Origin of the sequence: Streptomyces sp. NPDC000134 (genome assembly GCF_042899225.1) — a bacterium.
GTDB lineage: Bacteria > Actinomycetota > Actinomycetes > Streptomycetales > Streptomycetaceae > Streptomyces.
Map to the genome: position 1 here is coordinate 1 of NZ_JBIAZN010000015.1, position 23607 is coordinate 23607.

Annotated in this window: 19 protein-coding genes and 2 pseudogenes; 12 read left to right on the plus strand and 9 right to left on the minus strand. The window is 73.9% G+C overall.

From position 1 onward, the window contains the following. Positions 1-224: 224 nt before the first annotated feature. Complete coding sequence (locus tag ACFY32_RS22370; RefSeq protein WP_359203273.1) at positions 225-512, plus strand: zinc-ribbon domain-containing protein; 288 nt, start codon at positions 225-227, stop codon at positions 510-512. Between the two features lie 3 nt (positions 513-515). Here ACFY32_RS22370 and ACFY32_RS22375 read toward each other — a convergent pair whose 3' ends face one another. The 3 genes from ACFY32_RS22375 to ACFY32_RS22385 form a co-directional block, all read right to left on the minus strand. After that, the gene (locus ACFY32_RS22375) at positions 516-1469 is read right to left on the minus strand and encodes a DUF1731 domain-containing protein (protein WP_390675065.1); all 954 of its coding nucleotides are present in this window, start codon (positions 1467-1469) and stop codon (positions 516-518) included. A gap of 73 nt (positions 1470-1542) precedes the next feature. Beyond that, positions 1543-2379 (minus strand): transferase, encoded by an 837-nt coding sequence (locus ACFY32_RS22380; protein WP_390675066.1) that lies wholly within the window; start codon positions 2377-2379, stop codon positions 1543-1545. Beyond that, positions 2376-3641: a glycosyltransferase family 4 protein gene (locus ACFY32_RS22385; protein ID WP_359203281.1), complete on the minus strand. Its 1266-nt coding sequence runs from the start codon at positions 3639-3641 to the stop codon at positions 2376-2378. The genes ACFY32_RS22380 and ACFY32_RS22385 overlap by 4 nt, the downstream gene beginning before the upstream one ends. Before the next feature lie 300 nt (positions 3642-3941). Here ACFY32_RS22385 and ACFY32_RS22390 point away from each other — a divergent pair, with 300 nt between their 5' ends. Beyond that, positions 3942-5150 carry a S8 family peptidase gene (locus ACFY32_RS22390; RefSeq protein WP_359203284.1) on the plus strand — a complete coding sequence of 403 codons (1209 nt, stop codon included), beginning with the start codon at positions 3942-3944 and terminating at the stop codon, positions 5148-5150. Between the two features lie 225 nt (positions 5151-5375). After that, positions 5376-6419, plus strand: a complete 1044-nt coding sequence (locus tag ACFY32_RS22395) for a medium chain dehydrogenase/reductase family protein (protein WP_390675067.1) — start codon at positions 5376-5378, stop codon at positions 6417-6419. A 13-nt stretch (positions 6420-6432) separates the two neighbouring features. Here the strand turns inward: ACFY32_RS22395 and ACFY32_RS22400 are convergent, their stop codons facing one another. Continuing rightward, positions 6433-6876 (minus strand): DUF6010 family protein, encoded by a 444-nt coding sequence (locus ACFY32_RS22400; protein WP_390675068.1) that lies wholly within the window; start codon positions 6874-6876, stop codon positions 6433-6435. Next, a complete protein-coding gene (locus ACFY32_RS22405; protein WP_390675069.1) occupies positions 6873-7145 on the minus strand; it encodes a DUF3817 domain-containing protein in 273 nt (90 codons plus the stop codon). The genes ACFY32_RS22400 and ACFY32_RS22405 overlap by 4 nt, the downstream gene beginning before the upstream one ends. A gap of 296 nt (positions 7146-7441) precedes the next feature. Here ACFY32_RS22405 and ACFY32_RS22410 point away from each other — a divergent pair, with 296 nt between their 5' ends. After that, positions 7442-8380 carry a helix-turn-helix domain-containing protein gene (locus tag ACFY32_RS22410; RefSeq protein WP_359203296.1) on the plus strand — a complete coding sequence of 313 codons (939 nt, stop codon included), beginning with the start codon at positions 7442-7444 and terminating at the stop codon, positions 8378-8380. A 53-nt stretch (positions 8381-8433) separates the two neighbouring features. Here ACFY32_RS22410 and ACFY32_RS22415 read toward each other — a convergent pair whose 3' ends face one another. Both ACFY32_RS22415 and ACFY32_RS22420 read right to left on the minus strand, forming a co-directional pair. Beyond that, positions 8434-9156 (minus strand): FAD binding domain-containing protein, encoded by a 723-nt coding sequence (locus ACFY32_RS22415; protein WP_390675070.1) that lies wholly within the window; start codon positions 9154-9156, stop codon positions 8434-8436. Positions 9157-9382: 226 nt separating this feature from the next. Continuing rightward, positions 9383-10330, minus strand: a complete 948-nt coding sequence (locus ACFY32_RS22420) for a LysR family transcriptional regulator (RefSeq protein ID WP_359203302.1) — start codon at positions 10328-10330, stop codon at positions 9383-9385. A 97-nt stretch (positions 10331-10427) separates the two neighbouring features. Here ACFY32_RS22420 and mdlC point away from each other — a divergent pair, with 97 nt between their 5' ends. From mdlC to ACFY32_RS22455, 7 genes and pseudogenes are all read left to right on the plus strand, one after another. Beyond that, entirely contained in the window at positions 10428-12008 is a 1581-nt protein-coding gene (gene mdlC / locus ACFY32_RS22425; protein ID WP_390675071.1) for a benzoylformate decarboxylase, read from the plus strand. Positions 12009-12063: 55 nt separating this feature from the next. Continuing rightward, positions 12064-13518: a benzaldehyde dehydrogenase gene (locus ACFY32_RS22430; protein WP_390675072.1), complete on the plus strand. Its 1455-nt coding sequence runs from the start codon at positions 12064-12066 to the stop codon at positions 13516-13518. A gap of 34 nt (positions 13519-13552) precedes the next feature. Further along, positions 13553-14800, plus strand: a complete 1248-nt coding sequence (locus tag ACFY32_RS22435) for an aromatic acid/H+ symport family MFS transporter (protein ID WP_359203311.1) — start codon at positions 13553-13555, stop codon at positions 14798-14800. Between the two features lie 39 nt (positions 14801-14839). Further along, positions 14840-15703 (plus strand): DMT family transporter, encoded by an 864-nt coding sequence (locus tag ACFY32_RS22440; RefSeq protein WP_359203313.1) that lies wholly within the window; start codon positions 14840-14842, stop codon positions 15701-15703. 104 nt (positions 15704-15807) lie between these two features. Then, positions 15808-16512: pseudogene (locus ACFY32_RS22445) on the plus strand (amino acid permease); the annotation flags it as partial. Continuing rightward, positions 16511-17098: pseudogene (locus ACFY32_RS22450) on the plus strand (arginine deiminase family protein); the annotation flags it as partial. The pseudogenes ACFY32_RS22445 and ACFY32_RS22450, both read left to right, overlap by 2 nt. A 204-nt stretch (positions 17099-17302) precedes the next feature. Then, positions 17303-17752: a hypothetical protein gene (locus tag ACFY32_RS22455; protein WP_390675073.1), complete on the plus strand. Its 450-nt coding sequence runs from the start codon at positions 17303-17305 to the stop codon at positions 17750-17752. On the opposite strand, the gene ACFY32_RS22460 is transcribed toward ACFY32_RS22455, so the two are convergent. Continuing rightward, complete coding sequence (locus ACFY32_RS22460; RefSeq protein ID WP_390675074.1) at positions 17734-20133, minus strand: glycoside hydrolase family 65 protein; 2400 nt, start codon at positions 20131-20133, stop codon at positions 17734-17736. The two genes, ACFY32_RS22455 and ACFY32_RS22460, sit on opposite strands and share 19 nt — an antisense overlap. A gap of 38 nt (positions 20134-20171) precedes the next feature. Further along, complete coding sequence (locus ACFY32_RS22465) at positions 20172-22553, minus strand: phosphoketolase (RefSeq protein WP_390675075.1); 2382 nt, start codon at positions 22551-22553, stop codon at positions 20172-20174. A gap of 312 nt (positions 22554-22865) precedes the next feature. On the opposite strand from ACFY32_RS22465, the gene ACFY32_RS22470 reads away from it, so the two are divergent. Continuing rightward, entirely contained in the window at positions 22866-23549 is a 684-nt protein-coding gene (locus tag ACFY32_RS22470; RefSeq protein WP_390675076.1) for a TetR/AcrR family transcriptional regulator, read from the plus strand. Positions 23550-23607 lie beyond the last annotated feature (58 nt).

Sequence of the window (23607 nt, forward strand, 5' to 3'; positions counted from 1 at the left end):
CCAGACTCGAACGAGGTCTCAGCAGAGACGACGACCTCACCTACGCCTACCGCGACTGGCTGCAAACCGCTTGACAGCAATAGGAGCATCAACGGCCCCGCGAGCGGGCGGATCACTGGACGGCGGGGCCGGTGACCGGGTGGCCCGGCGACGGCCGCCGCGCGGCAGGCCGGGCGCTCGTCTGGCACTCTGGCCGCAGGGCACCCACGCGGGGAAGGACCGGCATGATCATCTTTGGCACCAAGGGCTATCTGTACCAACTGGCGATACTGACGCTGGTGTGCGGCCACTGCGGCAACCCGGCCGCGCACACGCTCCGCAAGCGCGTCACGAAGTTCACGCTGTTCTTCGTGCCGCTGTTCCCGTTCTCCACGTCGTACTCGACCCAGTGCACCTTCTGCGGCGCGGAGCAGAAGGTGCCCAGGGAGCAGGCCGAGCAGCTCCGGGCGCAGGCCCAGGGCGGTCCCGGCGGCGAGGTGTCCGGGCAGCCGCAGCAGCAGTACCGGCCCTGACCGTCAGGCGCCCCGGCGCCGGGCGCGGGAGCGCCGCACCAGGTCGGCGGCGGCCCCGGCCCAGGCGGGCCGGTCGAAGGCGAAGCCCGCGTCGAGGAGCCGGCCGGGCACCACGCGGCGGCTCTTGAGCAGCAGCTCGGTGTCGGACCGCAGGACGAACGCGCCGGCCTCCGCCATCCACCGGGTGGCGGGCAGCCCGACCGGCACGCCCCAGGCGGCGCGCAGCTCCCGCATGAACGCCCGCTGGGGCAGCGGTGCGGGAGCGGCCACGTTGACCGGGCCGGCGAGATCCTCCCGGTCGATCAGGAACTCGGCGGCGCGCACGAAGTCCCGCTCGTGCACCCAGGACACGTACTGGGCGCCGCCCGCGACCGGACCGCCGAGGCCGGTGCGCGCGAGCCGGGACAGCACGTCGAAGACACCGCCCCGGTCGGGGCTCATCACCATCGCCGAGCGCAGCGCGACCTTGCGGGTGTGCGGGGTCGGCGCCTCCTCCAGGGCGCGTTCCCAGGCCGTGGCGATGCCGACGCTGTACGACCAGTAGCCGGGCACACCGGGCTCGTGGCCGCCGAGCACGCCGGTGGCCTCGTCGTGGGCGGTGTCGAAGCTGTGGGCGTAGACGGTGGCGGTGCTCATCTGCAGCCAGACCCGGGGCGGCCGCGCGGCGGCGGCGACGGCCTCGCCCACGACACGGGTGGAACGGACCCGCGAGTCCATCATCTCCCGCAGATTCGCCCGCGTGTACCGGCAGTCGACGCTCCGTCCGGCGAGGTTGACCAGCACGTCACAGCCGTCGACGGTGTCCGTCCAGGCGCCCGGTGTCTCGCCGTCCCAGTACACCTGGCCCGCGCCCGCCGGCCGCCGGGTCAGGACGACGACGTCGTGTCCGGCGGCCGTGAACGCCCGCTCGAGGACCCGGCCCACCTGCCCGGTACCCCCGGGCATCACGATCCTCATGGGCTCCCCCTTCTTTCGTACAGGGGGAGCCTAGCGCAGTTTTTTGAACTTGTTCAAAAATAGCGGCCGGCGGTCAGCCGGTGCGGGCCACCACCACGGACAGGTCGTTGTCGACCGTGTAGTAGGGGCGTACGAGCGTCTCGCCGACCGGGATCTCCGGGTACACCTGGATGTCCTTGCGGTCGGCCACGTCGTCGAGGAACCGGCCGACCCGGGCCGGCGGCGCCGTCCCGCCGGGACGGACGAAGACGTCCCAGACGCACCGCCCGGAGCGGGCCGTGGCGGCCGGTGCGGCGAGGTCGGCGAGGTCTGCGGTGAAGGAGAGGCTCCGGCGGTCGCCGGCGGCCCGGACCTCGGCGGACAGCGCGGTCCCGGCGCCGCGCAGCCTCAGCCGTACGGCCGCCCCGGGCGTCAACTCGGCGCCGTGCAGGCGGGCTTCGACCGTCATCGTCCCGTCCCCGAAGGTGATGCGGCCGGCCTCGGCGTGCGCGTCGCGCAGCCAGGTCCGCAGCGCGAGGAAGCCGCCCTTGGTGACGTACGGGACGCGGGCCGCCACCGGCGCGGACCGGTCCCGGGCGGCGCCGTCCACCAGGGCGCGCAGGTCGCGCGGTCCGGGGCGCGCTCGCTGCCGGTCGCCGTCCGGTTCCGGGACCACGTACAGGTCCCACCGGCCCTCGGGGAGCCGCTGCGCCACCGGCAGGACGGCGGTGCGGCGGTGTGTGCCGTCCGCCGGGCCGAGGTCGAGGAGCCGGGTGACGGTGACCCGCTCGGGCTCGCCCTTCGCCGGGCGCAGCGCGAGGAGGAGCCGGGCGTCCGGGTCGGCCGGGGCCGGGCGGAGGCCGAAGACGACGCGGCCGTCGGCGTCCACCGTGCAGTCGATCCGGGGTTCGAGGTCCTGGTCCGTGCTCATCGGCGTCCCCTCCGGATGGTGCGCAGGGCGTGGCCGCCCGTGGTGCGCAGGGCGTCGCGGGCGGCGAAGCCCTGGCCCGCCAGGACCCGGCGCACCGGGTCGCGGCCCTCGGTGACGGGCCGGCCGGCCCGGCGGGCGGCGACGGCCCGCTCGAAGAGGTCCTCGGCCTGTTCCAGGACGGGGCCGGGCGCGAAGCGGCGGGCGTTCTCGATCGCCGACCGGCCCATGCGCCGGCGCCGCTCGTCGTCGCGGACGAGGTCCAGCAGGGCGCCGGCGAAGGCGGCGGTGTCGCCGACCGGGACCAGGCGGCCGTCGACGCCGTCCTGGATGATCTCCCCGGGGCCGTAGGGGCAGTCGGTGCTCACCACCGGCAGCCCGCACCGCATGGCCTCCACGAGGGTCATCCCGAACGGTTCGAAGTTCGACGCGGCGGCGCCGATCGAGCCCTTGACCCACTCCGCCTCCATGGGAGCGGCGGGACCCATGAGGAAAACGTTGTCGCCGAGGCCGAGCCGGTGGACGAGGGCGCGCAGCCGGTCGCGTTCCTCGCCCTTGCCGTAGACGCGCAACTGCCAGTCGGGGTGTTCGGCGGCGACCCGGGCGAACGCCTCGATGATCAGGTCGTAGCGCTTGACGGGGACCAGCCGGCCGGCCGCGACGACGACCTTGGCGTTGCCGTCGGCGGGCGGCAGCACGGGGTCGGGGACGCTGTTGGGCAGGGCCGCGATCCGGACGCCGGGCAGGCGCATCTTGCGGCGGTAGGCGTCGGCGTCGGCCTCGGTGACCGTGGTGAGGACGTCGAGCCGCCGGTAGGCCCGGCGCAGCGCGGTGCGCAGTCGCGGGGGGTGGTTGTCCAGGGTGAGGTGCTCCTGGCCGACGCGGGCGACGTGCGGCGGTGCCTGGAGGGCGAGATGGACGTTGAGCCCGGGGCGGGTGCCCACGACCACATCGGCGTCGGTCGACTCCAGGCAGGCGCCGATCCGCTGGTCGGTCAGCTCGCTGTACTGGTCGTAGCGGTACTCGGCGGCCGGGAACACCTCGGCGGGCCGCAGGTGCAGCGGGTGCTCCTTCTCCTGCCTGAGGTCCACCAGCGGCCGCAGGGTCACCCGGGGGTCGAGGGTGTAGTGCGGGCGCTCCCGGTGCCGGAGCACGGAGACGATCTCCACGGTGTGCCGCCCGGCCAGTGCCTGGGCCAGGTTGAAGGTGGTGGTGATCGTGCCTCCGATCCCGTACGCGTTGTGCAGGAGGAAAGAGATCTTCATGCCGGACTAGACCCGGCCCCGCGCGGTTGGGTTGTCCGCCGTTATCACTTCGTGGTCCCGGAGTTCACCTCATGTTCGCGCCGTCCCGGTGACCGGTCGACACCTGCTCAACGTTTCGTGGTCATGACAGGTTTGTTGACATACGTTCAACCCCTTGTCCTACGCGCGTAGTTGGTCGACGCTGTTCCACGGCCCGGGGCGGAACGCGACGCCTGCGGGCCGTGTGCGCGGGCACGCGCGCACCCCCCACAGACGCGCGCCACACCCGGGCGCGCGCCGCCTAGAGGAGGACTCCCTCACATGGCACCACTGCGGAGCAAGAAGATACGGTTCGCCGCGATCGCCGGCGTGGCGGCCGCCGCCCTGACGGGCGGCTTCACCGCGATACCCGCCCAGGCCGCCCCGGCCGAGGGCACCGTGATCGCCGCCGGTTCGCCCACGGCGGTCAAGGACAGCTACATCGTGACCCTCAAGAAGGGCGCGGGTCTCAAGGCGTCCTCCGCCGCCGGCAAGAACCTCGTCCGGGAGTACGGCGGCACGGTGAAGAAGACGTTCGGCAGCGCCCTGAACGGCTACACCGCCACCCTCTCCGCCGCCGAGGCCAGACGCCTCGCCGCCGACCCGTCGGTGGCCTCGGTCGAGCAGAACCAGCGCGTCGGGCTCACCGACACCACGCAGACGAACGCGCCGTGGGGCCTGGACCGCATCGACCAGACCTCGCTGCCGCTCTCCGGCACGTACACCTACCCGGACAGCGCGGGCGGCGGCGTGACGGCGTACGTCATCGACACCGGCGTCCGGATCACCCACTCGCAGATCAGCGGCCGGGCCTCCTACGGCTACGACGCGGTCGACGGCGACACCGTCGCCTCCGACGGCAACGGCCACGGCACCCACGTGGCCACGACGATCGCGGGCACCACGTACGGCGTCGCCAAGCAGGCGAAGATCGTCGCGGTGCGGGTGCTGAACAACAGCGGTTCGGGCACCACGGCCGGTGTCATCGCGGGCGTCGACTGGGTGACCGCCAACCACTCCGGCCCCTCGGTGGCCAACATGTCCCTCGGCGGCGGCATCTCCACCGCCCTGGACACGGCGGTCCGCAACTCCATCGCCAGCGGGGTCACCTACGCCCTCGCCGCGGGCAACAGCTCCGCCAACGCCTCCTCGTCCTCCCCCGCCCGGGTCACCGAGGCCCTCACCGTCGGCGCCACCACCAGCACCGACGCCCGCGCCAGCTACTCCAACTACGGCTCCGTGCTGGACCTCTTCGCCCCCGGCTCCTCCATCACGGCCGGCTGGAACACCAGCGACACGGCGACCAACACCATCTCCGGTACGTCGATGGCGACCCCGCACGTCGCGGGCGCGGCGGCGGTCTACCTCGCGAACCACAGCTCCGCCACCCCGGCCCAGGTCGCCTCCGCACTGATCGCGGGCGCCACCACCGGCAAGGTCACCAACCCCGGCAGCGGCTCCCCGAACCGCCTCCTCAAGATCGTCCCGTAACACCCCCGTCCGCCTCACCGCCGCGCCCCGGAGCCTGCCCGCTCCGGGGCACGGCGCCGCCGCGCTTGACCCGCAGAAGTGTGAGTGGTTGACTACACCTCAACGGAGAGCTTCGAACGGGCGACCCTACGGTTCTTGTGAGACCGATGGCCGCCCTTTCCGAGAACTCGTGAGTGAGTGATCGACCACTCATTATGCCACCAGTGACCGACCAGGGAGACCGTCATGCGTACCACCGAGATCGTCCTGCCGGGTGTCGGCGAACCCGAGAGCCTCGAAGTGCGGGTCCGTGACCTGCCCGCGCCGGGACCGGGCCAGGCGCTCGTCCGGACCGAGGCCAGCGGCGTCACCTTCGCGGAGCAGCAGATGCGCCGGGGTAAGTACTACGACATGCCCGCCTTCCCCTTCGTCCCCGGCTACGACCTCGTCGGCACCGTCGAGGCGCTCGGCTCCCCCGCGCCGGGGCTGGCCCCGGGGCAGCGGGTCGCCGCGCTCACCAAGACCGGAGGCTGGGCGGAGTACGCGCTGCTGGACGCCGCCGACCTGGTGCCGGTGCCCGACGGCGTGGACGCGGCCGAGGCCGAGACGATGGTGACCAACGGCGCGACGGCCTGGCGGATGCTGCACCGGACGGCCCGGGTGCGCCCCGGGGACACCGTCGTCGTGCACGGCGCCAACGGCGGAGTCGGCAGCGTCCTGGTGCAGTTGGCACGGGCGCACGGCGTCGAGGTCATCGGCACCGCCTCCGCCCGCAACCAGGAAGCCGTCCGGGCCATGGGCGCCGTACCCGTCGACTACCGCGGGGACGTCCTGGCCCGGGTCCGGGAACTCGCGCCGGGCGGGGTGGCCGCCGTCTTCGACCACGTCGGCGGCAAGGGCATCGAGGACTCCTGGCGGATGCTCGCCCCCGGCGGCACCCTCGTGTCGTACGGCAGCGCCGCCACCCGGGACCAGCCGGGCAACGGCGCGCTGCCGGTGCTGAAGCTGGTCGCCCGGCTGATGCTGTGGAACGCGCTGCCCAACGGCCGCCGTGCCCACTTCTTCAACCTGTGGGCGGGCCGCGCCCGCCACCTCGCCGCCTACCGCGCCGAGTTGCGCGAGGACCTCACCCGCGTCTTCGGCCTGCTCCGCGACGGCACCGTCACGGCCCGGATCGACCGTGTCTACCCGCTCGCCCAGGCCGCCGAGGCCATGCGGTACGCCGAGTCCGGTGCCGTGGTCGGCAAGGTGGTCCTCGCTCCCGGCGCCCCGGCCGTCGCGTTCGGGTGAGCACCGGCGCCGGTCAGGACGCGCCCCGCTGTTCGGCGGCGGGGGCCGGGCCGGGCGCCCGGGGCCGTCGCCCCCGGTCGCGGACGAGGGCGATCAGCGAGGGCCCGCCGCGGAAGCACCACAGCGCGATGACCGGGTCGCAGATCGCACAGGCCATCGAGGAGCCGTGGTAGAAGGGCATGATCGGATTGCCCTTGAAGTGGTGGACCAGGTCCCAGGCGGTGTGCAGCAGCCAGGCGAGGCCGATGAAGGTCCAGGACTCCAGGCCCCGGTAGGCGACGTAGGTGATGAGGGCGGTGGCCGGGAACTCCCAGCCTCCCAGGCCCCCGCCGCTGAGATAGGCGGCGCCCGCCCCCGCCACCATGACGGCGTTGAACCGGCGCCGGTGGGGTTCGCGCAGCAGCGACATCAGGAGGGCGTAGACGACGCCGACGGCGATCGGCGAGAGGTAGGTCATGGCTGAGTGGCCTTCACGGAGAGCGGGCGGACGAGGACGCGCAGGGCGAGCAGACCGCCGACCCCGGGGACGAGCGCCACGGCCTTCGCGCCGGCCGGGACGTTCCTGAGCCGCCAGGTGGCGAGGACGACGAACGCGTAGGCGCAGCCGTGGGTGGGTCCCAGCACGGACGAGACGGCTTCGAGGCGGGCGGTGGCCAGGTTGGCCAGCATGGCGACGAGCGTGATCAGTTCCAGGTGCGCGGCGGCGCGCAGGGGGCTCGCTCGCACGGTCACACTCCGGCGGACGGCCCGGGGCGGACGGGACCGCACGCGCCGGTGGGACCGGTGGCCGGGAGGATCTGGGCAGGCATGCGCTTCCTTGCTTCCTTCGGGTACGGGAGACGGGCCGGTGCCGGCCGGGCACGCCCGACGCTATGCGGCCACCGGTCCTTCTCCCAGTGGCACGAGCGACACCTTCCGCCGGAAAAGTGACAGGGCCCCGGGGACGTCGATGAGCTGGTGAGAAAGGGCACTTACGCCGCCGGGGGCGGCGCGCTGGTCCGGCGGCACGGTAGTTTCCCGACATGCACACCGTCGCCGTACTCGCGCTGGACCAGGTGATCCCGTTCGACCTGTCCACGCCGATCGAGGTCTTCACCCGGACCCGGCTACCGGACGGCCGGCCCGGCTACCAGATCCGGGTCTGCGCCGAACGGCCCGAGGTCGACGCGGGCGCCTTCACGCTGCGCGCGCCCTGGGGCCTGGAGGGACTGCGCGGCGCGGACACCATCATCGTGCCGGGTACGGCCGCGCCCGCGGCGCCGCTGTCCCCGGCCGTCCGGGACGCGCTGCGGACCGCCGCCGCGCAGGGCACCCGGATCGCCTCCATCTGCACGGGCACCTTCCCGCTGGCCGCCACCGGCCTCCTCGACGGGCTGCGCGCCACCACCCACTGGATCGCCGCCGACCTGCTGGCCGCCGCCCACCCGGAGGTCGAGGTCGACCCGGCCGTGCTCTACGTGGACAACGGGCAGATCCTCACCTCGGCCGGGGCCGCCGCGGGACTGGACCTGTGCCTGCACCTGATCCGCCGCGACTACGGCTCGGCCGTCGCCGCCCACGCCGCCCGGCTGTCCGTCATGCCGCTCGAACGGGAGGGCGGGCAGGCCCAGTTCATCGTCCACGACCACGCGCCCACGCCCCAGGGGTCCGCGCTGGAGCCGCTGCTGACCTGGCTCCAGGACAACCTCGGCCGGGACCTCAGCCTCGCCGACATCGCCGCCCGCGCCGGGACCAGCACCCGCACCCTGATCCGGCGCTTTCGCGAACACACCGGCACCACCCCGTTGCAGTGGCTGCACCGGGCCCGCATCCGTCAGGCGCAGCACCTGCTGGAGACCACCCGGCATCCCGTGGAACGCATCGCCGCCCAGGTCGGGTTCGGCTCCCCCACCGCCTTCCGTGACCGCTTCAAACGCACCACCGGCGTCAGCCCCCACACCTACCGCCGCAGCTTCGGCTGACTCGCGGCCGGCCGGGGCGGACGCGCCCGGCCCAGGGCCCGGCGTGAAGGGGGTCAGTGGCCGGCGGCGCGGTCCAGGACGTCGGTGACCTGTTCGCGGACGACGTCCCGGGCCCCGGGGGGCAGGGAGCCGAGGGCCGTGTGCGTCAGGCCGTCGACGGCCCGCGCGGGCGCGGCGCCGCCGTCGGTGCTCTCGCTGAGCACCTCGTAGCCGTCCCGGACGGCGACCCGCAGTCGCCGGTGTCCGTCCTCGTCGGTGCCGACCGCGGCGGCCACGACCAGCGGCGGCGGGCCGCCCGCGTCGGCGGGCAGCTTGCGGTAGCCGCTGGCCAGCGGCGCCCGCCAGCGCAGGGAGAGCAGCAGCGGCTTCTTGGCGATGAGTTCGATGAGGTCGATGTCGTGGACGCCGTCCGGGCCCAGCACCGTGGCGCGGGCGTCGAGGACCAGCGCGGCGGGCAGCAGGCAGCGCAGGGTGCTGCCGACGATGTTGCCGCCGACCGTGGCGGTGCGGCGGACGGCGCCGGTGCCGACGGTGGCGGCGGCGCGGTGCAGCACCTCGGGCACCCGGTCGTCGATCCGGTGCAGCAGGACGGCGGCGCCGAGCCGCTCCCGGCCCAGTTCGTTGGCCTCGGGCAGGTTCCGCAGCGACACGGCCAGGTCCGGGAAGCCGTCCCGCTGCCAGGCGGCCCACACGAGTGTCGCCCCGCCGACGGGCACCGCTCCTTCCGCGAGGTGTTCCCGGGCCTCTGACACGGACGTGGGCAGACGCAACAGCACGGCAGCCGACCTGCCTTCCTCGGAACTCGGTGACGGGGGGGCACCTCAGCCGGGTGATCGCGGGGGTACGGCGGGTACGGCGCATTCTGCCCGCACACGCGGGGGCGCGTACAGGGCTCACACCCTCCCTTCGTGCGCTCCGCACGCATTCGGCCACGCCCGCGGCGCCCCGGCCGCCCGCCCACCAACTCCCGCCGGCCGGACGGGCCTCCGTCCGGCGGGACGGTCACGGCAGTGCGGTCGGTTCGCCGTGCGGCGGGAGCTGGGCCGCACTGAGGCGTTCGCCGAGGACCTCGGCCAGGAAGCGGACCAGCCACCGCTGCGAGGGGCTGCGCGAGTACTCGTGCCGCGCGTACAGCGCGATCTCGATCGGCTCGGTCTCGAACGGCAGTCGCACCAGCCGCAGCCGGTGGGAGGCGGTGAACACCTCACCGACGTACTCGGGGACTATCGCGATCAGATCGGTCTGCTCCAGCAGGTACGGCAGCATCGAGAACCGGGTGGCGTCCACCACCACCCGGTCCAGCAGCCCGTGCGCGGCGAGCAGCGCCCTCGGCGCCACGTGCCCGCTGGGCCCGAACACCGTGGCGTGGTGCTCGGCGGCCAGCTCCGCCAGGGTGACCGACGCGCCGCGCACCCGGGGGTGGTCGGCCGCGACCATGCCGACGTACCGCTCCTGGAACAGCGGGATGCGCACGGTCCGGTGCGAGGTGAGCACCGGTGTGGCCACGAACGCGTCGAGGTCGCCGCGCCGCAACTGGCCCTCGGCGGCCGCCACGTCGAAGGAGCGCACGGTGAACGACACCCGGGGCGCCCGCTCGCGCGCCGCCACCAGCAGGCGCGGCAGCAGCGTCGCCTCGCCGAGGTCGGACAGGGCGATGGTGAACAGCGCGGTCATCGTCCGCGGGTCGAAGTCGTCGGCCTGCCGGACCGTGCCGTCGATCTCGGCGAGCGCGCGGCGCAGCGGTTCGTACAGGCGGCGGGCGCCCGCGGTCGGCGCCAGCCCGCGCCCGGTGCGCCGGAACAGCTCGTCACCGAAGTGCCGGCGGAGCTTGCCGAGGCTGTAGCTGACGGTGGGCTGGGTGACGTGGAGGGTCTCGGCGGTGGCCGTGACGCTGCCGGTCTCGTACAGCAGCACGAAGACCCGGGCCAGGTTGAGGTCGAAGTTCCTCATATAGAGCGACTCTATATCGCGTCGCCGAAACGTTTATTGGTGGCCATGTCGCGGCCTGCCTAGCGTGAGTTCCGCTTCACTGCGAAAGGAACCACTCGTGCCCTCCGTACGTCGCGTAGCCCATGCCTTCCTGGCACGTCAGGGGCTCACCACCGTCTTCGGGAACCCCGGCTCCAACGAACTGCCCTTCCTCGCCGGTCTGCCCGACGGCTTCCGCTACGTGCTCGGACTGCACGAGGGGGCGGTGGTCGGCATGGCCGACGGGTACGCCCAGGCGACCGGCCGGCCGGTGCTGGTGAACCTGCACGCCGCCTCCGGTTCCGGGAACGCGATGGGCGCGCTGACCAACGCCGTCGCCTCGCGCACCCCGCTGGTGGTGGTGGCCGGACAGCAGGTGCGCTCCGCGGTGGGTCCGGAGGCCAACCTGGCCAACGTGGACGCGGCGGCGCTGATGAAGCCCCTGGTGGGCTGGGCGGCGGAGCCTGCGTGCGCCGAGGACGTGCCGCGGGCGCTGGCGCAGGCCGTGTTCGAGGCCCGGTTGCAGCGGCGGCCCACCTACCTCTCCGTCCCCTACGACGACTGGGCGGCCGACGCCGGCGACAACAGCCTCGCGGTGCTCGAACGGGAGGTGGCGCGGGCCGCCGTACCGGACGCCGAGCAGGGCCGCCGGCTCGCCGAGCGGGTCGCCGCCGCCCGCCGCCCCGCCCTGGTGCTGGGCGGTGACGTGGACACCCCCGGCCTGTTCCACGACGCCGTGCGGCTCGCGGAGCGCCTGGGCTGCCCGGTGTGGGCGGCGCCCTCGCTGTTCCGGCTGCCCTTCCCCAACCGGCACCCGCTTTTCCGGGGGGTGCTGCCCGCCGGGATCGCTCCGGTCGCGGCGGCGCTCGAGGGCCATGACCTGGTGCTGGTGCTGGGCGCGCCGGTGTTCCGCTACCACGAGCACCTCCCCGGCCGGTACCTGCCCGAGGGCACCCGGCTGGTCCAGGTGACCGAGGACGCCTCGGCCGCCGCGCGGGCGCCGATGGGCGAGGCCCTGGTCGCCGACCCCGCGGCCGTGGTGGAGCACCTGCTCAAGGTCCTCGACGGGGCCGCGACCTCCGGCGCCCCCTACCGGCCGGTGCCCGAGCCGCCCGCCGGCGACGGGGCCCGGCTGCACCCCGAGGAGGTCTTCGCCGCGCTCCGCGACGAGCAGCCCGAGGACACCGCGTACGTCGTGGAGTCCACGTCGACGAACTCCGCCTGGTGGCGCCAGATGGACCTGCGCCGCCCCGGCTCGTACTACTTCCCGGCGGCCGGGGGGCTCGGGTTCGGGCTGCCCGGCGCGGTCGGGGTCGCGATGGGCCACCCGGACCGGCCCGTCGTCGGTGTCGTCGGGGACGGTTCGGCCAACTACGGCATCACCGCGCTGTGGACCGCCGCCCAGCACCGCGTCCCCCTGACGGTGGTGCTGCTGCGCAACGGCACCTACGGGGCGCTGCGCTGGTTCGGCGGCCTGCTCGGCGTGCCGGACGCGCCGGGCCTGGACATCCCCGGCCTGGACTTCACCCGGATCGCGGAGGGCTACGGCGTGCCGTCCCGGCACGTCACCGGCGCCGGGGAACTGCGCGCGGTGCTCGCCGAACGCACCGACGGGCCCCGGCTGATCCAGGTGGACACGGCGCTCACCACGCCCGCCTGACCCGAACGGCCGACCAGCCGCATCAGCACCAGCAGAAGCAGAGGAGAGGGACACGATGACATTCCTGGACAGCGACGTCTGGGGCGGGAAGTACCTCAGCGACGGGTGGCGGGCCGCCGCCGCCACGCGGCCCGTGGTCGAACCGGCCACCGGTGAGCGGCTCGGCACGGTCGGGCTGGCCGGCGCCGAGGACGCGGGCCGCGCCGCCGCCCGCGCCGCCGAGGCCCAGCGGGAGTGGGCCGCGACCCCGCCGCAGCGGCGGGCCGCGGTGCTGCGCCGCGCGGGCGAGTTGTTCACCGAGCACGCCGCCGAGATCGAGGAGTGGCTGGTCCGCGAGGCCGGTTCGGTGCGGTCCAAGGCCGGCTTCGAGGTGGGGCTCGCCATCGGGGAGTGCTTCGAGTGCGCGGGCCTGCCCAGCCATCCGCAGGGCGAGGTCCTCACCTCCGAGGAGGCCCGCTGGTCGCTGGCGCGGCGCCGCCCCGCCGGGGTGGTCAGCGTCATCGCGCCGTTCAACTTCCCGCTGATCCTCGGGCTGCGGTCGGTGGCTCCCGCGCTGGCGCTGGGCAACGCGGTGCTGCTGAAGCCGGACCCGCGGACCGCGGTGAGCGGCGGCGTGGTCATCGCCCGCGTCTTCGAGGAGGCCGGGCTGCCCGAGGGCGTGCTGCACCTGCTGCCGGGCGACGGCTCGGTGGGCCAGGCGGTCGTCGAGGCGCCCGAGGTGCGGGTCGTCTCCTTCACCGGGTCCACGCCGGTGGGCCGGACGATCGGCGAGCGCGCGGGCAGGCTGCTCAAGCGGGCCCACCTGGAACTGGGCGGGAACAACGCCCTGGTGGTGCTGCCCGGCGCCGACGTGGCGAAGGCGGCGTCGGCGGGCGCCTTCGGGTCGTATCTGCACCAGGGCCAGATCTGCATGACGACCGGGCGGCACATAGTGCACGAGTCGCTGGTCGAGGAGTACACCGCCGCGCTCGCCGCCAAGGCGCGGGCGCTGCCGGTCGGCGACCCGGCCCGCGAGGACGTGGCGCTCGGCCCGATCATCGACCGCCGCCAGTTGGAGCGGGTGCACGGCATCGTCACCGACAGCGTCGCGGCGGGCGCGCGGATCGCCGCGGGCGGCGAGATCGACGGCGCCTGCTACCGGGCCACCGTGCTGACCGGCGTGACGACGGACATGCCGGCCTGGCGGGAGGAGATCTTCGGGCCCGTCGCCCCGGTCGTCGCCTTCGGCACGCCGGAGGAGGCCGCCGAGATCGTCAACGACTGCGAGTACGGGCTGTCCGTCGGCATCCTCGGCGACGTCGGCACCGCCATGAAGCTCGCCGACCGGGTCGACTCCGGCAAGGTCCACATCAACCAGCAGACCGTCGACGACGAGCCCAACGCGCCGTTCGGCGGGGTCAAGGCGTCCGGTACCGGATCACGTTTCGGCGGGGCCGCGGCCAACGTCGAGGCGTTCACCGAGACCCAGTGGGTCACGGTCCGCCCGGACATCGCCGACTACCCGTTCTGATCCCGCCCGCTCCCGTCCCCAGGGGGAACGCCACATGGCCTCCGTCACCTCGCCCCGCACCTCCCCGGCGCCCACCGCCTCCGCTCCCGGACGCGACCGCTGGACCGTGGTCCTGTGCTGGATCACCGTCCTGCTGGAGGGCTACGACCTCGTCGTCCTCGGCGCCATCATCCCCACGCTCCTGAAGACCCACCACCTCGGCATGACCGCGGGCGACGCCACCACCGTCGCCACGCTGTCGCTGGTGGGCGTCGCCATCGGCGCGGTCTGCGTCGGCCCGCTCGCCGACCGGCTCGGCCGGCGCAAGCTGCTCATCGGCTCCGTGGTGGTGTTCTCGCTGTTCACCGTCCTGGTGCCGCTGGCGGGCTCGGTCGCGATGTTCGCCGCGCTGCGGCTGGCCGCCGGACTCGGCCTCGGCGCCTGCATGCCGGTGTCGCTGACGATGATGGCCGAGCGCATGCCGGCCGACCGGCGGGCCCGCGCCAGCACCCTGACGATGACCGGCTACCACACCGGAGCGGTCGTCACCTCGCTGCTCGCCCTGAAGGTCACCGACGACTGGGAGGTGCTGTTCTACCTCCTGGGCGCCGTCGGGTTCGTCGTCGCCGGCATCCAGTGGTTCAAGCTGCCCGAGTCGCAGGCGTTCGTCCGCGCCAAGGAGAACCAGGACCGGCGGGTGCCGTTCACCGAACTGCTCAAGCCCGCCTACCTGCGCGCGGGCATCGGCATCTGGGTCGCCTCGTTCATGGGCCTGCTGCTGGTCTACGGCCTCAACACCTGGCTGCCCAAGCTGATGAACGACGCCGGCTACCCCGTCCCCACGGCCGTCACCCAGCTCCTGGTGCTCAACGTCGGCGGTGTGGTGGGCCTGGTCCTCGGCGGCTGGGTCGCCGACCGGCGCGGCATCAAGATCACGACGCTGGGCTGGTTCGCCGTCTCGGTGGCCATGCTGGCCTGCCTCAGCGTCAAGATGGACAGCGACCTGATGCTCAACGCGGTCGTCTTCCTCACCGGCGTCTTCGTCTTCTCCGCCCAGGTCCTCGTCTACGCCTACGTCACGAGCTACTACCCGGCCCCGGTGCGCGGCACCGCGCTCGGCTCGGCCTCGGGCATCGGCCGGCTCGGCTCGATCGTCGGCCCGTCCATCACCGGCGCCCTGGTGGCGTCCGGGATCGGCCACCCGTGGGGCTTCTACTTCTTCGCGGCGGTCGCGGTCCTGGGCTTCCTGGCCGTACTGACGCTGCCCCGCCCGGCGCCGGAGGAGGAGACGCCGGCCGGCTGACGGCGCGCGCCCGGCGGCGGCCGGGGTGAGGATCGGTGGATGGGTGTCGTACTGCCGGTCCTCTTCGCGTTCGTCGCCGCGTTCAGCAACGCGCTGGCCACCGTGTTGCAGCGGCGGGCCGCGCTGAGCGTGCCGCAGTCCCGGGGGTTCCGCCTCTCGCTCATCACCGATCTGCTCCGGCGGCCGGTGTGGCTGGCCGGCATGCTCGCCGTGATCGTCGCCGGGGTGGGGCAGGCGGCGGCGCTGGCGACCGGGCCGCTCTCACTCGTCCAGCCGCTGTTCGTCCTGGAACTGCCCCTGGCCCTGCTGCTGGCCTCGCTGATGACCAAGCGGTCCCTGCCCGCCGGGATGTGGGCGGCGGTGGCCGCCGTGGTCGTCGGGCTGGGCCTGGCGCTGGCGGCGGCAAACCCGGCGGGCGGCCAGGAACAGGTGTCCCTGCCCCGCTGGCTGCCGGCGCTGTCGGCGAGCGCGGCGGCGGCCGTGCTGCTCGCCGGGGCCGGGCTGCGGCGGCCCGTCGGCAAGGCGCGGGCGGGCTGCCTGGGCGCGGCCACCGCGGTCTGCTACGCGCTGACGGCCGCGCTGATGAAGGACGCGATGCGGGTCCTGGACCAGGACGGGGTGACCGGGTTCCTGACCACCTGGCAGACGTACGCGTTCGGGGCGGCCGGGGTGGCCGCCGTCCTGCTGCTGGAGCACGCCATGCAGGGCGGCCCGCTGGTCGCCTCCCAGCCGGCCCTCACCCTCGGCGACGCCACGGTCAGCCTGCTCCTGGGCGTCCTGCTGTACCAGGAGCACATCCGTACCGGCTGGTGGCTGCTGCCCCAGGTGCTGGGCGTCGCCCTGATCGTCACCGGCGTCCTCGTCCTGGCCCGCCGCGGGGTGGACCTGCGCACCGGCCGCTGAACGGCCCCCCGCGCTCGGGCCCATGCGACGGGACGCGGAAAAAATGCCCCGGGCGATCACCTGGGGCACAGTGGTCGCAATGCCCAGCGACCCCGAGGGACGCCATGTCGCAGGCCGCCGCCCACGAAGCCGGGAACCAGGCCCCGCCCGCCGTGAAACTGCCGCTGTTCACCCTGACGGCCATGGTCGTCGGGTCGATGGTGGGCGCGGGCGTGTTCTCGCTGCCGAGCCGGTTCGCCGAGGAGACGGGTGTCGCGGGGGCGCTGATCGCCTGGGCCGTCGCCGGCACCGGCATGCTGATGCTGGCGTTCGTCTTCCAGTCCCTCGCCGTGCGCCGGCCCGACCTGGACGCCGGGGTGTACGCCTACGCCAAGGCCGGGTTCGGCGAGTACCTGGGCTTCTTCTCCGCCTTCGGCTACTGGGCCAGCACCTGCGTGGGCAACGTGACGTACTGGGTGCTGATCATGTCGACGATCGGCGCGGTCTGGCCCGGACTGGGCGACGGGGACACCGCCGTGGCGGTGGTGCTGTCCTCGGCGGGGCTGTGGGCGTTCTTCTGGATGATCCGGCGGGGCGTGAAGGAGGCCACCGCCATCAACAAGGTGGTCACGGTGGCCAAGCTGGTCCCCATCGTGATCTTCGTGATCCTGGCGCTGTTCTTCTTCGACGCGGGCGTCTTCGCCGGCAACTTCGGCGGCGCCGACTACGCGGGCTCCCTCTTCTCCCAGGTGCGCGGCACCATGCTGGCGACGGTGTTCGTCTTCCTCGGCGTGGAGGGTGCCAGCGTCTACTCGCGGCACGCCCGGCGAGGGCGGCGACATCATGCCGGTGGGCAACGGAGTGGTGCTGATGGGCATGAGCGAGCGCACCTCGCGGCAGGCCATCACACAGGTCGCGCGGGCGCTGTTCCGGGGCGGGGCGGCCGAGCACGTGGTGGTGGCCGGGATGCCGAGGCTGCGGTCCGCGATGCACCTGGACACGGTGTTCACCTTCGCCGACCGTGACGTGGTCACGCTCTACCCGAAGATCATGGGCGCCGTGCACACCTTCTCGCTGCGGCCGAGCGACCGGGCGCCGGGCCTGGACGTCGTCGACGAGGGCACGACGCCGTTCACGGAGGTGGTGGCGCGGGCGCTCGGCCTGGACGCGCTGCGGGTGGTGGAGACCGGCGGCGACGAGTACGCCTCGGAGCGCCAGCAGTGGGACAGCGGCAACAACGCGGTGGCCGTGGAGCCGGGCGTGGTGTTCACCTACGACCGCAACACGCTCACCAACGCCCTGCTCCGCGAGGCCGGCATCGAGGTGATCACCATCGTCGGCGCCGAGCTGGGCCGGGGGCGCGGCGGCGGGCACTGCATGACCTGCCCGCTGGTCCGGGACCCGGTCGACTTCTGAGCCACCGCCGCCCGACCGCCACCGCCGCCCGACCGCCACCGCCGCCTGACCGCCGCCACCACCACCGCCCGCCGCCCGCTCGCCGGCCGTCGGAGCGCCGGGGTCCGCGCCCGTTCGAGTGGTGCGGTGCCGGAGTCGGTCGTAGCGTCGTATCGACGGACACCGGTGAGGCGACGGGCCTCCCAGGACTGCCGGGAGCGTGACATGGGCGGACACCGGATCGGACACGGCACGAGGGCGGCGGTCACACTCTGCGCCGCCGCGGCACTGGCGGCCCCCGTGGGCGCCGCCTCGGCGGCCCCGGCGACGGACGGCCCCGGACGGCAGGGCACCGGGCAGGCCGCGGTGCTCGACTGCTCCGCGCGCCCGGAGGTGCGCCCCGGGGCGTTCCTGCTGGCCTGCGGCGACGGCAACAGCCGGCTGGTGTCGCTGCAGTGGGCGAGCTGGGGCACGCGGACGGCGGTGGGCCGGGGGGTGAACCAGGTCAACGACTGCGTGCCGTACTGCGCGGTCGGCACCTTCCGCTCGTACCCGGTGACGGTACGGCTGGGCTCCCCCGACGACCGCGGGCACTTCACCCGGATCAGCCTGACGTACACCGGTGACCGGCCCGACGGCGCACCGCGCACGGTGTCCTACCCGCTGCCGGGCTGAGCCCCGTCCGCGAGCGCGAGGCGGCAGGTGTCGCCGGGGCGGACGCGGACCGTCCGGTCGGGCAGCCGGACGTCGATGGGCAGCGGCCCGGAGGGCGGTACGGCGATCTCCAGGCACTCGTGCTCCAGGCTCAGCCGGACGCCCCAGTGGCCCTGGTAGCGCAGCGAGAACCCGTACGAGGACAGCTCGGGCAGCGGCACCGGGTCCAGCCAGAGGGCGCCGGAGCGGGTCTCCAGCCCGGTCAGTCCCCGCTGCACCAGGTCGAGGGTGCCCGCCATGGCGCCGAGGTGGATGCCCTCGCCGGTGGTGCCGCCCTGGAGGTCGGCGACATCGCCCTTGAGCGCCTCCTGGACGTAGGTCCACGCCTCGGCGCGGCGGGCACGGGCGAGAACCCAGCCGTGGACGAGGCCGCTGAGGGTGGAGCCGTGACTGGTGCGGGCCAGGTAGTGGTCGACGGTGCGCCGCCAGGTGTCGTCGTCCAGGCGGTGTCCCAGCCGTTCGAACAGCGAGCGGAGTTCGGCGGGTGAGAACAGGTAGCCGAGCATCAGGACGTCGGCCTGCTTCGACGCCTGGTAGCGGTTGACGGTGTCGCCCTCGGCCTCCAGGATTCGGTCCAGCCGGCGGATGTCGCCGTACCGTTCGCGGTAGCCGGCCCAGTCGAGTTCGGCTAGGTCGCCGTAGCCCTCGAACTGGCTGATGACGCCCCCGTGGAAGGGGATGTGCAGGGTGCGGGAGACGTCCTCCCACTGCTGGAGTTCACCGTCGTCGAGGTCGGTGCGCTCGACGAGTTCGCGGCGGCGCGGCTCGGGCAGGTCGCGCAGCACCTGAAGGGTGCGGGTGAGGACCCAGGCGGCGGTGACGTTGGTGTACGCGTTGTCGTCCAGGCCGGGTCCCGGGGCGCCCGGGTAGGCGTCGTGGTATTCGTCGGGGCCGACCACGCCCCGGATGCGGTGCCGGCCCAGACGGTCGTCCCAGACCGCGGAGTCGGCCCAGAACCGGGCGATCTGCAGCAGCGTCTCGGCGCCCTTGGTGTGCAGGAACTCGGCGTCCCCGCTCGCCTCGCAGTACCGCCACACGTTGTACGCGATGGCGGAGCCGACGTGGTACTGGAGGTGGGAGTGGTCGGGCAGCCAGCGGCCGGAGCGGGGGTTGAGGTGCAGCCGCTGGGTCTCCTCCCGGCCGTCGCTGCCGCTCTGCCACGGGTACAGCGCGCCCCGTCTGCCGATCGCGCGGGCCGCCGCGCGGGCCCGCTCCAGCCGGCGGTGCCGGTAGTGCAGCAGCGCCCGGGACACCTCCGGGAAGTGCAGGTTGAGGTACGGCAGGACGAACAGTTCGTCCCAGAAGACATGGCCCCGGTACGCCTCCCCGTGCAGGCCCCGGGCGGGTACGCCGACGTCGAGGTCGGCGGTGTGCGGGGAGAGGGTCATCAGGACGTGGAAGAGGTGCAGGCGCAGGATGGCGCCCGCCTCGCCGGGCACGTCCACGCGGGCCCGCCGCCACAGTTGCGCCCAGGCGGTGCGGTGGGTGCGCAGCAGTTCGGTGAAGCCGGGCGCGGCGCGGACCCGGTCGACGGCGGCCTGGAGCGGGTCGCTGATCGCCGGGTCGCGGGAGGTGTGCAGGGCGACGGTCTTGTCGACGGCGGCGGTGCGGCCGGGGGCCAGCCTCAGGGTGAGCCGCTGGGTGGCGCACAGGTCCCGCGAGCCGGGGGTGACGGGCACGTCGGCGGTCACCCGGGAGGCGAGGCCGACGCGGATGTCGGAGGTGCGGGTGCGGCAGCGCAGCCACACCGTGCCGGGCGCGGCCTCGCCGGTGTGCACATGGGTGAGGTGGCGGCCCGCGAGCTGCCGGTAGCGGGGCACCCCGGCGTTGGTGACCCCGCCGTCGAGCGCGGCCTCCACCTCCAGGTCCACGGCGTCCCCCTCGACGCCGAACTCGGTGCGCAGCGCGGCGAGATGCGGGTCGGCCATGTGCACCAGCCGCAGTTGCCGCACCGACAGCACCCCGTGTCCGGCGAGTGCGTAGCGGGTGGTGCGCTCCAGCAGTCCCGGGTCCAGGTGCACGACCTGGCGGTGGGAGAGGACCGGCGCGGTGTCGGGGGTGAGCCAGGCGCCGCCCGGCAGGCGGAAGCGCAGCGGCAGCCAGTCGGGGAGGTTGACCATGTCCTCGTTCTCCACCTCGCGGCCGGCGACGGTGGAGGTGAGGCGGTTGTAGCAGCCGGCCGCGTAGGTGCCCGGGTAGTGCACGTCGTCCGCGGCGCACTCGGGCAGTGCGCCGCGGGTGGCGAAGTAACCGTTGCCGAGGGTGCACAGGGACTCCCGCAGCCGTTCCTCGGCGGGGTGGTAGCCGTCGTACTCCCAGGTGGCGGCGGGGGTTGCGGTCACGGCGGTGGTTCCCTTCGCGCGTCGTCGTACGGGGCCGCTCAGCCGTCCCAGGACCAGTCGGCGACCTCGGGCAGGTCGACGCCGTACTCGCGGATGTGGTCGTGGTGGCGCAGCCGGGCGTCCTCCATGCGCTGGCGGACGGCGGCGGCCCGGACGGCGAGGCCGGGGACGCGGTCGATGACGTCCATGACCAGGCGGTAGCGGTCCATGTCGTTGCCGACGACCATGTCGAACGGGGTGGTGGTGGTGCCGATCTCCTTGTAGCCGCGCACATGCAGGTTCCGGTGGCCGTCGCGCCGGTAGGCCAGCCGGTGGATCAGCCACGGGTAGCCGTGGTAGGCGAAGATGACCGGCTTGTCGGCGGTGAACAGGCCGTCGTACTCGAAGTCGCTCATCCCGTGCGGGTGTTCGCCGCTGGGCAGCAGCCGGGCGATGTCGACGACGTTGACCACGCGGACGGCGAGTTCGGGAAGGTGGCGGCGCAGCAGTTGGGCGGCGGCCAGGATCTCCTGGGTGGGCACGTCGCCCGCGCAGGCGAGGACCACGTCGGGGTCGCGGGTGCCGTCCTCGGTGCCGGCCCAGTCCCAGATCCCGGCGCCGCGTGCGCAGTGCGCACGGGCCTGTTCCATGGTCAGCCAGTCGAAGCAGGGCTGTTTCCCGGCGACGACGACGTTGACGTAGTCGCGGCTGCGCAGGGCGTGGTCGGCGACGGAGAGCAGGGTGTTGGCGTCCGGCGGCAGATAGACCCGGACGGCCTCGGGGCTCTTGTTGAGGATGTGGTCGACGAAGCCGGGGTCCTGGTGGGAGAAGCCGTTGTGGTCCTGGCGCCACACGTGCGAGGTGAGCAGGTAGTTGAGGGAGGCGATGGGGGCCCGCCAGGGCAGCTTGCGGGTCACCCGCAGCCATTTGATGTGCTGGTTGACCATGGAGTCGACGATGTGGACGAACGCCTCGTAGCAGGAGAACAGTCCGTGCCGGCCGGTGAGGAGGTAGCCCTCCAGCCAGCCCTGGCAGGTGTGTTCGGAGAGGATCTCCATCACCCGGCCGTGCGGGTCGAGGTCCTCGTCGACGGGGAGCGTGTCCGCCTGCCACGCCTTGCCGCTGGCGGCGTAGACGGCCTGGAGGCGGTTGGAGGCGGTCTCGTCGGGGCCGACGAGGCGGAAGTCGCGCCGGTCGGCGGTGGCGGCCATGACGTCGCGCAGTACGTCGCCGAGGACCCGGGTGGGTTCGTGCATCCGGGTGCCCGGCTTGTCGACGGCGACGGCGTACTTCTCCAGCGGCGGCAGGGGCAGTTCGCGCAGCAGCAGGCCGCCGTTGGCGTACGGGGTGGCGCCGAGGCGGCGGGCGCCGGACGGGACGCAGGTGAGCACCTCGGGGCGGGGGGCGCCGTGTTCGTCGAAGAGTTCCTCCGGACGGTAGGAGCGCAGCCAGTCCTCCAGTTGCCGCAGGTGCCCGGGGTTGTCCCGGACGGTGGACAGGGGGACCTGGTGGGCGCGCCAGGTGCCCTCGACGGGCTTGCCGTCGACCTCGGCGGGGCCGGTCCAGCCCTTCGGGGTGCGCAGCACGATCACCGGCCAGCGGGGGCGTTCGGTGGCGCCGTCCTCGCGGGCGGCGCGCTGGAGGGCGGCGATGCGGTCCAGGGCGGTGTCCATGGCGCGGGCCATCGCGCGGTGCACGGCGGCGGGCTCGTCGCCGGTGACGTGGATCGGGTCGTGGCCGTAGCCGCGCAGCAGGGCGTCGAGTTCGTCCTCGGGGAGCCGGGCCAGGACCGTCGGGTTGGCGATCTTGTAGCCGTTGAGGTGGAGGATCGGCAGGACGGCGCCGTCGTGGACGGGGTCGAGGAACTTGTTGGAGTGCCAGGACGCGGCCAGCGGGCCGGTCTCCGCCTCGCCGTCGCCGATCACGCAGGCGACCACCAGGTCCGGGTGGTCGAAGGCGGCACCGTAGGCGTGCGACAGGGAGTAGCCCAGCTCACCGCCCTCGTGGATGGAGCCCGGCGTCTCGGGCGCGACATGGCTGGGCACCCCGCCCGGGAAGGAGAACTGCTTGAACAGCCGGGCCATCCCGGCCGCGTCCCGGGTGATGTCGGGATAGGTCTCGGTGTACGTGCCCTCCAGCCAGGAGTTGGCGAGCACGGCGGGCCCGCCGTGGCCCGGCCCCCAGATGCACAGGGCGTCCAGGCCGCGGGCGCGGATCACCCGGTTGAGGTGGGTGTGGACGAGGTTGAGGCCGGGTGAGGTGCCCCAGTGGCCGAGCAGCCGCGGCTTGACGTGCTCCGGGCGCAGCGGCTCGGTGAGCAGCGGGTTGGCCATCAGGTAGATCTGGCCGACGGCGAGGTAGTTCGCGGCGCGCCAGTGGGCGTCCAGGGCGGCCAGCTCCTCGTCCGGGAGGACGGCGGGCACCTGCTGCGGATCGGACATCGGGGTTCCTTTCCCTGTCGGGCAGCGGTCGGGCCGGGGTGGTGCGGGGTCCGGTGCGCGGTGTCGTGCCGCCCCGCTCATCCCACCACCCTCGGTGCGGCGGCCGGGTACCCGACAGGGCCGTTCGGGTCACGTCCCGGGACACAGGGGGTACGGTACGGCCGCCCTCGGCGCCGACTCCGACGGCGGCCGTCCCGGCGGTCGGCTACCCCCGCGTCCCCGCCGCACGCCCCGCGCGCACGCCCCACGGGGGCCGCCGGGAGAAGGAGGCCCGCCAGGGGTAATTTTGCAGAGCGTGCATCTTTGCATAGCATGCAAGTTATGTCGGAGAAGAGCGCCTCGGGGGGCGGCCTGCGGGAGCGGAAGAAGCGTGCGACGCGTGCCGCTCTCACCGAGGCCGCGGTGCGCCTGGCCGCCGAGCACGGGGCGGAGAAGGTCACCGTGGAGGCGATCAGCGCGGCGGCCGGCGTCTCCGTCCGGACGTTCTTCAACTACTTCGACACGCGCGACGACGTGTTCGTCCTCACCGACGCCGAGACCGGGGCCCGGGTGCGCCGGTCCCTGCTGGACGCGCCGGCCGCGCTGCCCCCGCTCCAGGCGCTGCGCGACGCCATGGCCGCGGAGCTGGCCGAGGCCGAGGAGCAGCACGAGCTGTGGCGGTTGCACGGCGAGGTGCTGCGCGCCGCGCCCCACCTGATGGTCCGCAGCCTCAGCGCCCACCTGGCCGACGAGACCGAACTGGCCGAGGCCGTCGCCGAGCGGCTCCGCTCCGGCCCCGGTCCCGAGGCCGGCGCACCGGCGGCACCGCCCGGCGCCGACTGCGAACGCCGCAAGGCGCTCGACCTCTACCCGAGGCTGCTGGCCGCGGTGGCGGTCACCGCCGTCCGGGTCAGCGTCGACCACTGGTGCGCCCGCCCGGAGGAACGCGCCTTCCGCGACGTGTTCCAGGAGGTGTTCGCCCACCTCGCCGCCGGACTCCCGGCGCCACCCGCGTAATCCGCCGCCCCGCACCCGGCCGGGTCACCGGCCGCCCACTGTCCGCCCCGCGCGGCCG

Coding starts and splice junctions, on each gene's coding strand:
- ACFY32_RS22370 (WP_359203273.1), top strand. CDS start 225: ATGATCATCTTTGGCACCAAGGGCTATCTGTACCAACTGGCGATACTG.
- ACFY32_RS22470 (WP_390675076.1), top strand. CDS start 22,866: ATGCAAGTTATGTCGGAGAAGAGCGCCTCGGGGGGCGGCCTGCGGGAG.
- ACFY32_RS22385 (WP_359203281.1), bottom strand. CDS start 3,641: ATGAAGATCTCTTTCCTCCTGCACAACGCGTACGGGATCGGAGGCACG.
- ACFY32_RS22420 (WP_359203302.1), bottom strand. CDS start 10,330: ATGAGGAACTTCGACCTCAACCTGGCCCGGGTCTTCGTGCTGCTGTAC.
- ACFY32_RS22375 (WP_390675065.1), bottom strand. CDS start 1,469: ATGAGGATCGTGATGCCCGGGGGTACCGGGCAGGTGGGCCGGGTCCTC.
- ACFY32_RS22430 (WP_390675072.1), top strand. CDS start 12,064: ATGACATTCCTGGACAGCGACGTCTGGGGCGGGAAGTACCTCAGCGAC.
- ACFY32_RS22435 (WP_359203311.1), top strand. CDS start 13,553: ATGGCCTCCGTCACCTCGCCCCGCACCTCCCCGGCGCCCACCGCCTCC.
- ACFY32_RS22455 (WP_390675073.1), top strand. CDS start 17,303: ATGGGCGGACACCGGATCGGACACGGCACGAGGGCGGCGGTCACACTC.
- ACFY32_RS22465 (WP_390675075.1), bottom strand. CDS start 22,553: ATGTCCGATCCGCAGCAGGTGCCCGCCGTCCTCCCGGACGAGGAGCTG.
- ACFY32_RS22390 (WP_359203284.1), top strand. CDS start 3,942: ATGGCACCACTGCGGAGCAAGAAGATACGGTTCGCCGCGATCGCCGGC.
- ACFY32_RS22440 (WP_359203313.1), top strand. CDS start 14,840: ATGGGTGTCGTACTGCCGGTCCTCTTCGCGTTCGTCGCCGCGTTCAGC.
- ACFY32_RS22410 (WP_359203296.1), top strand. CDS start 7,442: ATGCACACCGTCGCCGTACTCGCGCTGGACCAGGTGATCCCGTTCGAC.
- ACFY32_RS22395 (WP_390675067.1), top strand. CDS start 5,376: ATGCGTACCACCGAGATCGTCCTGCCGGGTGTCGGCGAACCCGAGAGC.
- ACFY32_RS22400 (WP_390675068.1), bottom strand. CDS start 6,876: ATGACCTACCTCTCGCCGATCGCCGTCGGCGTCGTCTACGCCCTCCTG.
- ACFY32_RS22380 (WP_390675066.1), bottom strand. CDS start 2,379: ATGAGCACGGACCAGGACCTCGAACCCCGGATCGACTGCACGGTGGAC.